This window comes from Mesorhizobium sp. WSM1343 (assembly GCF_055901535.1).
In genome coordinates this window covers 514,797-524,510 of sequence record NZ_JBVVWZ010000002.1, presented here as the reverse complement: position 1 = coordinate 524,510, position 9,714 = coordinate 514,797, and the positions used below count along the sequence as shown (strand labels likewise).

At 61.3% G+C, this 9,714-nt stretch carries 9 protein-coding genes and 1 pseudogene; 9 read left to right on the top strand and 1 reads right to left on the bottom strand.

Annotation, left to right across the window (positions count from 1 at the left end):
* Positions 1-939 precede the first annotated feature (939 nt).
* Positions 940-1,245: pseudogene (locus tag AC0NIL_RS33010) on the bottom strand (type IV secretory system conjugative DNA transfer family protein); the annotation flags it as partial.
* A gap of 412 nt (positions 1,246-1,657) precedes the next feature.
* Here AC0NIL_RS33010 and AC0NIL_RS33005 point away from each other — a divergent pair.
* From AC0NIL_RS33005 to AC0NIL_RS32965, 9 genes are all read left to right on the top strand, one after another.
* Complete coding sequence (locus AC0NIL_RS33005) at positions 1,658-1,948, top strand: hypothetical protein (protein WP_473573625.1); 291 nt, start codon at positions 1,658-1,660, stop codon at positions 1,946-1,948.
* A 52-nt stretch (positions 1,949-2,000) separates the two neighbouring features.
* Positions 2,001-2,711: a transcriptional regulator NanR gene (gene nanR, locus AC0NIL_RS33000; RefSeq protein ID WP_013525327.1), complete on the top strand. Its 711-nt coding sequence runs from the start codon at positions 2,001-2,003 to the stop codon at positions 2,709-2,711.
* Entirely contained in the window at positions 2,708-3,013 is a 306-nt protein-coding gene (locus AC0NIL_RS32995; RefSeq protein WP_050596334.1) for a putative quinol monooxygenase, read from the top strand. Before nanR ends, AC0NIL_RS32995 begins: the two co-directional genes overlap by 4 nt.
* Before the next feature lie 50 nt (positions 3,014-3,063).
* Entirely contained in the window at positions 3,064-3,840 is a 777-nt protein-coding gene (locus AC0NIL_RS32990; RefSeq protein ID WP_050596335.1) for an HpcH/HpaI aldolase family protein, read from the top strand.
* 59 nt (positions 3,841-3,899) lie between these two features.
* Complete coding sequence (locus AC0NIL_RS32985; RefSeq protein WP_224673562.1) at positions 3,900-4,907, top strand: NAD(P)-dependent oxidoreductase; 1,008 nt, start codon at positions 3,900-3,902, stop codon at positions 4,905-4,907.
* Positions 4,908-5,021: 114 nt separating this feature from the next.
* Positions 5,022-6,677 carry an extracellular solute-binding protein gene (locus AC0NIL_RS32980; RefSeq protein WP_024504468.1) on the top strand — a complete coding sequence of 552 codons (1,656 nt, stop codon included), beginning with the start codon at positions 5,022-5,024 and terminating at the stop codon, positions 6,675-6,677.
* Positions 6,678-6,781: 104 nt separating this feature from the next.
* Positions 6,782-7,723 (top strand): carbohydrate ABC transporter permease, encoded by a 942-nt coding sequence (locus AC0NIL_RS32975; protein ID WP_063170586.1) that lies wholly within the window; start codon positions 6,782-6,784, stop codon positions 7,721-7,723.
* Complete coding sequence (locus AC0NIL_RS32970) at positions 7,723-8,571, top strand: carbohydrate ABC transporter permease (protein WP_013525321.1); 849 nt, start codon at positions 7,723-7,725, stop codon at positions 8,569-8,571. The genes AC0NIL_RS32975 and AC0NIL_RS32970 overlap by 1 nt, the downstream gene beginning before the upstream one ends.
* Positions 8,572-8,583: 12 nt before the next feature.
* A complete protein-coding gene (locus AC0NIL_RS32965; RefSeq protein ID WP_013525320.1) occupies positions 8,584-9,678 on the top strand; it encodes an ABC transporter ATP-binding protein in 1,095 nt (364 codons plus the stop codon).
* Positions 9,679-9,714: the final 36 nt, after the last annotated feature.

The window sequence follows — 9,714 nt, the reverse complement described above, 5'->3', positions numbered from 1 at the left end:
TCTCGTCGAAAACCTGAATTGGCGCTTTTTGCGATGAAATTATTCAACAAGCGCCATTAAGCTCCGATTCGGAAAGCCCGGCAAGAAGTTTTAGGTTAACAGAAGGTGAACAGCACTAGCGGGCTTCCTTGCGGCCGATTCCTGCTGTCGTCGGATAATGGCGGGTTGTCGTTCGACTGGAACTCTCCCGCTCATCTGGCTAAACGCCTGGTTTTTCTGACACAAAGAGCAGTCTTTACGGCAGTAAAAACCGCCCCATCAGCGGAGCGGCTTAGGGGAGGGGAGGGCGCTTCCACCCGCTCAAGGCGGTAGGCGGGCTCGCTTTGCCGGCTGAGGCTTGGTCGAAGGCATCAAAAGCAATGGCCGACCTCCTCCATCATGACGAGACGCAAACGTCCAAAGCTCGGACCGACCCCAATTCGTCTCTAGCGGCCTCAAACGATATTCGCTGACATAGGGTAGGTCAGCGTGCCTCCTGCAGGTGCGTTTGCATGCGGAGGTCAACCGTTACCCGACTGAAAGCCGATCGCTGGAGACCGCAGTTCGCGCACCATCGTTTTGAGCGGTGCGGGCGAGCGCCCGAAACTTCCTTTATCTGCTCGCCAAGGGAGCGTTCGCAACCGACGAGGGTGCCACCCGAGCGTTGATAGCAGACGCTTGGTGATGAAATCCGGCCTGAGGTAGAAACCGAATTTGTCGGCTCGGGAACAACGATGCCAAGACCATCATTCCCGGCTCTATGGTGTCACTCTTGGCCCTTGAGGTCGCTGTCGCCGTAGGCTGCCGCGGACACCGTTAAACAGCTGATCTCGGGAAGGGGAGGGGGGCCCATCTTCAAGCGGGGTCGGAGGCTTGCCAACGCGCCGTTGGGTGGATTTCATCTCCTGAACGAATTTCATGGAAATCAGCTCATCGACAAGATCCGAACTGGCCTGCTTCATTGCGATTGTAGATGGCATTCATCAGTGAGCCAATGCTGACCCGGGCGAGGTCCGGATGGTTCTCGAGTGTGTTGAGTCGACGTTGATGAAGATGTCGATTTTGCCCGCTGCAACCTCGTCGGTCGCAAACTTCTGCCCGAGACGGGCGCGGCGTAGCTCTCGTAGGACAGCCAGTGCGTTTCCCTGGATGCGGCCCCATAGAATGTCTCCGGTGTCATGTTGATGAAGCGGGCGACGTTTTCGCGGACAAATGCGCCTGGCGACGAGTCGCAATCCTGCAATCGGGTCGCAGTTTTGGTTCCGGAACCCATTGCGTCACGCCGCGCAGCAGTGGTTCGACGACGTCGCATGGAGTGGGTGTCGGCTGAACATGACACCGAGCTATCCGCTTGGCCTTCGCCGAATCGAAGCAATTCAGCACGAGCCCAGAGTCGGTGACATCGCCTTATCTGTCCGCCCCGGTCGCAGGCCTCCGACCTTGCGGTTGTGCGCGGCTATCTCCCGCGAGGTCTGTGCGCCCGCGGAACCGGTCCGCTTTGGGAATTCCGAACTTCGCACAATCTATTCCGAGGGTAGGATCATCACAGCCTTCGTCGGCGGTGTGGTTCCTCCGGGCGATGGCTTCCTTCACTCCAGATTCCCAGGTTCATATGACTCACGCTGGACGGGTTCAGGTCGACGGCATTCTCGGCCTTGCAAGGCCTATCCTCACTTTCATGCTTGAAGCGCTGCATTCGCTTGGTTTCATCACCGGCGGTGTGGCCGCTGGCGCGATCGGCTGGAGCGGAAATCCGCTCGCCCTTTGGCAGCCCTGGGTTGCCTGGGTCAGGCAGCGCAGCGGGGCGAGGGCACATGTCTGTGCCACTCCCGTGGTCGAGGTCGAGGGCGTGAAGGTTGCGCCGCTGATCTGCTACGAGCAGCCCATCGTCGTCCTTGCCATCCAAGAGGCGGGCCGCGCGAGCCTGGGCATCTCTGTTCGGTCTCTATCCAGCCCAAGTGATCGTTGACAGAGGCGCTCTGGGAGCCTAGCGTATCTGACTGGTATAACAGGTATGCCACATGATCGGCGTTCTGATCAAACCGCGGAAGCTTTCGGAGGAGGTTGCAGCGCACCTCGAGCGGATGATCCGCAGGGGAGAGCTGGCCGAAGCCGACCGGCTCCCATCCGAGCGGGAACTCATGCGGCAGTTCGGGGTCGGGCGCCCTTCAATCCGCGAGGCCCTGCTGCATCTGAGCAAGATGGGGCTTGTCGAGGTGAAATCCGGCGAGCGCGCCCGCGTCACTCGGCCAACCCCCCAATTCGTGATCGACGCCCTCTCGGGGCCGGCGCGCCACATGATTTCGGCCCCTGGCGGGGTTCATGACTTCCAGAGCGCGCGTTTGTTTTTCGAAGTCGGGCTTGCCCGCAACGCCGCCATCAATGCCACGTCAGAGGATATTGAGGGCCTCAAGGAGGCGCTCGAAATCAACCGGCAGTCGATCGGGGACCTGACGCGCTTCGAGCGCACTGATGTGGACTTCCACTACGTGCTGGCTGTGATCACCCGCAATCGTATCTTCACAGCCATTCACGCGGCGTTGGCCGAATGGCTGCTGGAACAGCGGCGCACAACTTTGGCCAAAGGTGAAGACCGAAAGGCCTACGAGGCTCATCGCGAAATCTTTGATGCCGTCGCCGCGCGCGATCCAGACGCCTCCGAAGCGGCTATGCGCAGGCATCTGGAATATGTCTCCAGACGCTATCTTGAAATTGCGGGTGGCAAGGGATGAGCGGCTTCGTAGTCTGGGTCGATTTCCGCCTCAAGCCGGGTGCCCGGGGCAGATTCCGAGAGCTCGTGGACGCCAACGCGACCGCGTCGGTTCGCAGCGAAGCCGGCTGCCGCCGCTTTGATGTGACGCAGGCGCGCGGCGAGCCCGACCGGGTCCTGCTCTACGAGATTTACGACAGCGAGGCGGCATTCATGCTCCACTGCCGGACAGCCCATTTCGAGGAATTCAATTCGCAGAGCGCGCCGCTCGTCGACACCAAGCTGGTGACGATCTGCGACCTTGTTGTCGAAGCTTCGTCTTGAAGAACGCGTAGGCGCAATGCGCCCCTTGTGGGCGAACGGGAGGGAAGTTCATGTCGGAGCCAAGTCTCAAGGCGCTAGCGTCTCACAGACGCGTCAAGCTCGGGACCCTTGTCGCCGAGTTCGCGACGCCGGGGATAGGCCACATCCTGAAGTCCGCTGGCTGTGACTTCGCCTTTTTCGATATGGAGCATTCGGGCTTCAGCCTGGAAACGGTCAAGAGCGCGATCCGCTATTTCGAGGCGGCCGACCTGCCGGTTATGGTGCGTGTGCCATCGCAGGACTACCATTTCCTCGCCCGCGCCATGGATATGGGGGCCGAAGGATTAATCGCGCCGATGGTGAGTACCGTCGAGCAGGCGCAGCACATCATCAATTCCATGAAATACCATCCGGCTGGCGCTCGCGGCGTGGCGCTGCAGATCGCGCATGACCGTTACCGTCCGGGCTCGGTTGCAGATAAGTTCGAGGCGGCCAACCAGCGCTCGGTGTTCATCTGCCTGATCGAGACCGCCGACGGCGTCAAGAACATCGACGGCATTGCGGGATTGGACGGCGTCGATTGTCTGTGGGTCGGTCACTTTGATCTGTCGGTCTCGCTCGGCATTCCCGGCGACTTCGCGCACCCGACCTTCATCGCCGCGATGGCCAAAATCGTTTCCGCCGCCAAAAGGCACAACAAGTCGCTCGGGCGCCTGGTGCCCAACGTCCAGCAGGGCCACGAGTTCTACGCACAAGGCTTCGACTTCATTTGTTATTCGGGCGACGTCTGGATACTGCACGACGCGATCGCCGACGCGGTCTCCAAAATCCGGGCCGGGTGCCAGTAAGAACGGAGGAGAGAATGGGCGACCTAAAGTTCAAGGTGGCGCTTTCCGGTGATTTCCGCATGCCGGACGGCTCGCTGACCTATCCCGACTTTGACCTGGAGCCTCTGCGCAAGGCGCCAGGCCTCGAGATGACATTCCTGGAATCGAATAACCCGCTTCGCGCCGACCAGCTTGAGGACTTCGATGCGCTGATCCTTCTCACTCATCGCTTCGTTTCCACGAGTGTCCCCAAGAGCGGTCGGCTGGCCGTCGTTGCCCGCTTCGGCGTCGGCTACGATACTGTCGACGTCGAGGCCTGCACTGCCGCCGGCATCGCTCTGGTCATCACGCCCGATGGGGTAAGACGGCCGGTCGCCGTATCCGTCATCACCTTTATGTTGGCACTCACCGGCAAGCTGTTCACGAAGGACGCCCTCACCCGTAAGGGACCTCATGGCTTCCAGGAGCGCTCCCAACATATGGGTGTCGGGCTCGTGGGGCGTACGCTGGGGTCGCTCGGCATCGGCAACATAGGCGCCGAAGTTTTTCGCCTGGCAAAGCCCTTCGATATGAGGTTCATCGCCCATGACCCATTTGCAGACAAGAAGGTCGCTGCCGAACTAGGCGTGGAGCTGGTCGGACTGGAAGATCTGTTTCGTCGCGCCGACGTGCTGTCGGTAAGTTGCCCGCTGACGCCTGACACGCGCCATCTCGTCAATGCCGAGCGGCTCGCCCTGATGAAGCCTACTGCATACCTGATCAATACAGCGCGCGGCCCGATCGTCGACCAGAAGGCATTGGCACAAGCCCTGCGGGAGCGTCGTATCGCCGGCGCCGGTCTCGACGTGCTGGAGCAGGAGCCGCCGGATGCTGACGATGCAATCCTCAAACTCGACAACGTCATCCTTGCGCCGCACGCATTGTGCTGGACCGACCAGTGCTTTGCCGGCAACGGCGCTGCAGACGTCAAAGCGGTAATCGAGGTTCAACATGGTCGCGAGCCGCGCGGTGTGGTCAATCGCGAGGTGCTTTCGAGCGAGCGGTGGAAGGATAGGCTGGCCGTTTTCGCGGGCCGCTTCGGAAGCTAGGAGTGCGAGAATTTGGCGCGCCGCCGCGGCCATTGCGGGGGCCTTACGGGAGGAATGCTCGACCGCCGCGCCTGCGGACGAGTGAGCAAATGAGAAACGGGAGGACCAAGCACTATGAACGATCGTGAAAAACGTGACTTTCAGGCCGGTCTCGAAGCAGAGGTCGACGCCTTCATGCGTGGCGAAACGACCCGCCGGAATTTCATAACCCGCTTCGGCCAGATGACCGGTATGTTGGCAGCGTCTGCACCCATTTTGGGTATGATGACCGATTGGGCGCTGGCGCAGCAGAAGCTCGAACTGGCCGACGCCACGTCGCCGCTGGGACAGGCGCAGGCCGCTGCGCTGAAAGCATCTAAGGAAGGACCGGCGGAGGGCTCCGCCTTCCGCGCGGTCGAGGCGGCCAAGGCGCATGCGGGCGTCACGATCAACATGACCTACGAGGCAGGCCTGCAGGCGCTCGATCCACGCAATTTCAGTGGGCCGATGTGGGAGCAGCTTACGGGCATGAAGTCGAATGTGGTCGAACTGTCGAATCCCGATCAATACTCCAAGGCGGTCGCCGAGCACATTGCCGGCTCAGGCGCCTATGACGTGCTCGACATCTCGCCAGCCTGGACACCGTCGCTCGCCGATGGCGGCGTCATCGCACCTCTCGACGACTATATCGCCAAATATATGAACCCTGCAGACCTCGAGGACTATCATCCTCTCTACAAGGCGCTGCCGACCTACAAGGGAAAGATCTGGGGCTTCTTCGACGACGGCGACATGTTCGCTCTCTACTACCGCAAGGACATCTTCGAGGATCCGAAGATGATGGAGGCCTACCAGACCAAGTTCAACGCGAAGCTCGGACCACCGAAGACCTGGGAGGAATATGCTCAGATCGCCCAATTCATCACCGACCAGATGGCACCGAAGGTTTATGGTGCAGGCCACTTCCGCAAGGCGGGCAGCCCGGGCAATCAGTTCGACTTTCTGCAGCAGTACCGTGCCAACGGCGGGAAACTGTTCGGCGACGACATGAAGGCCGGCTTGGTGTCGGATGCGGGCGTCAAGACGCTGACGAACATGCTCGCGGCCAACAAGGCCTCGATCCCCGGTAACAACGAGCTCGACGCCGTCTCCCTTTGGGCGGCATTCCTGACGGGGAAGGTTGCGATGATCTATTCCTGGCCTCCAAGCGGCCGGATGGCGGCGAACTATTCGCAATCCGCCACGGCGATCAACTTCATTCCCCAGTCGCAGATCGCTGGCAAGGTTGGCTATGCCGTCGTGCCGGGCAATCCGGAACATGCCACCGGCTACAACAAGGCGCTGTCGGCGGATTCGCCCAATCCGGAGGCGGCGTATCTGTTCATGCAGTGGGCCTGCTCGCCTCCCGTCTCACTGGCGCGCTGCATGTTGCCCTATGCGCTGCGCGACCCATACCGCATTTCGCATTTCAAGTCGGAGCTCTATGGAGCACTGTTCCCTAGCGCCAAGGAGTACCTGGCCAACCTCAACAACTCGGCGAATGTCGGCCTGCTCGACCCGATCATGCCAGGTGCGCAGGACTATTTCTTGAGCATCGACCGCATGTGCACCGCAGTGTGGGCTGGTGCGGATCCGAAAGCATCGCTGGAAACGGCGGCCGCCGAGTGGAACGAGACGACCGATCGGCTCGGGATGGAGTCGCAAAAGGCTTTCTACACCGAGTTCCTGAAACTGCCCGGCGCCACCGCTGACAACACAGTGGAGAAGCTTGGCATGGCAGTCACCCTCTGAGACTCGCCTGGAGGGGAGCCGGGTTTCTAGCACCAGACCGGTGTTGCGGGCGCTTTGCTCGCAACACCCTGGCTCAACCGCGTGGCGATCTTTGGAATAAATCGATGCCGCACACCACCACGATCAGTCGCATGACGACCACCGGCGCCCCGCCTCGGCTTTCGACCCTCGCACAGTGGGCGGACCGCCACTTCAAATGGATTCTGGTCGCGCCCGCGGTGCTGTTGATACTGGCGCTGTCGATCTATCCGCTGCTGTTCTCACTGGTCGTGTCCTTCATCAACTACGACTTCCAGGTGCCGGGCCACGCCTTTGTCGGCTTGAAAAACTTCGAGCGGGTGGTGTTCGATCCCGTGGCACGGTGGTCGCTCTTGCTGACGGCCTGCCTGTCGAGCATCAGCGTCGCCATCGAATTCGTGCTGGGCCTTCTGGTGGCGCTCACCATGGTGCGCAGCTTTCCGGGGCGCGGTGTCGTCATGTCGATCCTGATCGTGCCGCTTTTCATCAGCCCGGTGATAGTCGGCCAAGCGTGGACGCTGCTGCTTCAGCGGCCTTTCGGGCCAACCAACTACATCCTGACGCAACTGTTGGGGCAGGAGGTGACGATCGGCTGGATGACCGAGCGCCCATGGCTTTATGTCTCGCTGATCATCGCTGATGTCTGGCAGTGGACTCCGTTCATGTTTGTCGTCCTGCTCGCCGGGCTTACCGCAATCCCTCCGAACCTCTACGAGGCGGCGGAACTCGACGGCGTCAATGCCTGGCAGGCCTTCTGGGCGATCACGCTGCCGCATCTCGGGTCTATGATGCTGCTGGCGTTGACCTTCCGCCTGCTTGACGCCATCCGAATGTTCGATACCATTTTTATCATGACCGGCGGCGGCCCGGGTACGCAAACCTACACGGCTTCCTACTATCTCTACACGGTCGGCTTCACCCAGTTTCATCTGTCGCAGGCGACGGCCGGAAGCTGGCTATTCCTGATTTTCACCGCGCTGGTAGTGACGCTGCTGGTGCGGCGGCTCTTGAAGGTGGAGCCGGTCTGATGGCCGCCGTCGCGCCCGCCCGCCGCAGGAAACGCCGGTCGGTGCCGATCGGTCGCATGCTGCTGCTCGGCTTCTTCCTCGTGTTCGTGCTGTGGCCCCTCTACTGGATGTTCAACACCTCGATCAAGCCGAGCGACGACTACCTCACCGTGCCGCCCGTCTGGTTCCCTGCCGAGCCGACCCTTGTACACTACAAAGCTGCGCTGTTCGCTTATCGCGGCCTCGACGGGCTCATCAACAGTCTGATCATTTCGCTGTCGGCCACCGTGCTTTCAGCGTTGTTGGGCACGCTGATGGCTTATAGTCTGGCGCGCTACAACACGGGCGGCCAGCACCTGTCTTTCTGGGTGCTGTCACAGCGCTTCCTGCCACCGATCGGCATCGTCCTGCCGGTATTCCTTATCTATCGTGGCGTCGGGCTGTACGACACCCATATTGGTCTGATCATCGCCTACACGGTCTTCACGCTGCCGGTGTCGGTGTGGATGATGTTCGCGTATTTCCGCGGCATGCCGAAGTCGATGGAGGAGGCGGCCCTGGTCGATGGCTGCACGCGTTGGGAGGCGTTCTGGCGTGTTGCCGTGCCGCTTGCCGCCCCGGGCATCGTCGCGGCGGCCGTCTTCGCTTTCATCGCTTGCTGGACGGAGTTCTTCTTCGCGCTCATTTTGACCAGTCGAACTGCGTTCACGCTGCCAACCGTATTCCGCTCCTTCATCGGCTTCCAGGGCGCGCAATATGGTGAAGCGGCGGCCCTGGCCATTGTTTCCCTCGTGCCATCCATCGCTCTGGGAGTCCTTGCTCAACGACATCTCGTGCGCGGGCTGACGCTCGGCGCCGTTCGCGGATAGAAAGAGGCAGGCATGGCTGAAGTCAGGATCACCGGCTTGCACAAGCGCTACGGCGCCTTCCATGCGGTGCGCGGCATTGACCTCCACATTCGCGACGGTGAGTTCACCGTTCTGGTCGGCCCCTCCGGATGCGGCAAGAGTACCCTTTTGAGGACGATTGCAGGACTGGAGGAGAGTTCGCAAGGCACGATCGAGATTGGCGGCGAGGTGGTCAATGACTTGCGGCCGCGCGATCGTGACGTGGCGATGGTGTTTCAAGACTATGCGCTCTATCCACATATGAGCGTGGCGAAGAACATCGGCTTCGGTCTCAAGGCGCGCAAGATGCCGAAGCCCGAGGTAGAGGCGCGCGTTGCCGAGGCAGCGCGTATGCTCGGCATCATCCCCTTGCTCGGGCGATTTCCACGCCAGTTATCCGGTGGGCAGCGTCAGCGCGTCGCCATCGGCCGCGCCATAGTCCGCAACCCCCGCATCTTTCTGTTCGACGAGCCGCTGTCCAATCTGGATGCCCAGCTTCGCGACGAAATGCGCGGCGAGATCAAGCGCCTTCACCAGGACATCGCCACGACGATGATCTACGTCACCCATGACCAGATCGAGGCGATGACACTGGCTGACCGCATCGTGCTGATGCGCGACGGGTTGATCGAGCAGCAGGGCGCGCCACTCGAACTGTTCGAGCGCCCCGCCTCGATCTTCGTCGCGGGCTTTCTCGGTTCCCCACGCATGAGCTTCCTGCCGGGCACGCTGGCTTTGGACGGGAGCGCCGCCGCCATCCGGCTGGCCGATGGTCTGCTGCCGATCGCCCCCGGGCGGACTCTAAATGGCGCTATAGATGGGCAGTCGGTGCTGCTCGGGCTGCGCCCGGAACATCTGACACGCGCACACGCTGCTACCCCCGAGCCGGGCACGCTGCGCTATGATGCAACCATCGACCTGCTGCAGCCGACTGGCTCGCGCAGCTATGCGACCTTCCGCCTTGCCGGCGCGCCAGTGGTGGCGGAGCTTCAGGCGCACGACGTCAGCCGTCCCGGCGAGAGACTGCCGATCGACATCAACATGAACCGGGCGTCGATTTTTGACGCTGCGACGGAGCAAGCAATTTGACCTTGGCAGCATCTCGAGCCATCCGCTTGTGTGGAA

Bases quoted from the DNA above. Each gene is read 5' to 3' on its own strand.
- AC0NIL_RS33005 (WP_473573625.1), top strand. From the start codon at position 1,658: ATGCTTGAAGCGCTGCATTCGCTTGGTTTCATCACCGGCGGTGTGGCC.
- nanR (WP_013525327.1), top strand. From the start codon at position 2,001: ATGATCGGCGTTCTGATCAAACCGCGGAAGCTTTCGGAGGAGGTTGCA.
- AC0NIL_RS32995 (WP_050596334.1), top strand. From the start codon at position 2,708: ATGAGCGGCTTCGTAGTCTGGGTCGATTTCCGCCTCAAGCCGGGTGCC.
- AC0NIL_RS32990 (WP_050596335.1), top strand. From the start codon at position 3,064: ATGTCGGAGCCAAGTCTCAAGGCGCTAGCGTCTCACAGACGCGTCAAG.
- AC0NIL_RS32985 (WP_224673562.1), top strand. From the start codon at position 3,900: ATGCCGGACGGCTCGCTGACCTATCCCGACTTTGACCTGGAGCCTCTG.
- AC0NIL_RS32980 (WP_024504468.1), top strand. From the start codon at position 5,022: ATGAACGATCGTGAAAAACGTGACTTTCAGGCCGGTCTCGAAGCAGAG.
- AC0NIL_RS32975 (WP_063170586.1), top strand. From the start codon at position 6,782: ATGCCGCACACCACCACGATCAGTCGCATGACGACCACCGGCGCCCCG.
- AC0NIL_RS32970 (WP_013525321.1), top strand. From the start codon at position 7,723: ATGGCCGCCGTCGCGCCCGCCCGCCGCAGGAAACGCCGGTCGGTGCCG.
- AC0NIL_RS32965 (WP_013525320.1), top strand. From the start codon at position 8,584: ATGGCTGAAGTCAGGATCACCGGCTTGCACAAGCGCTACGGCGCCTTC.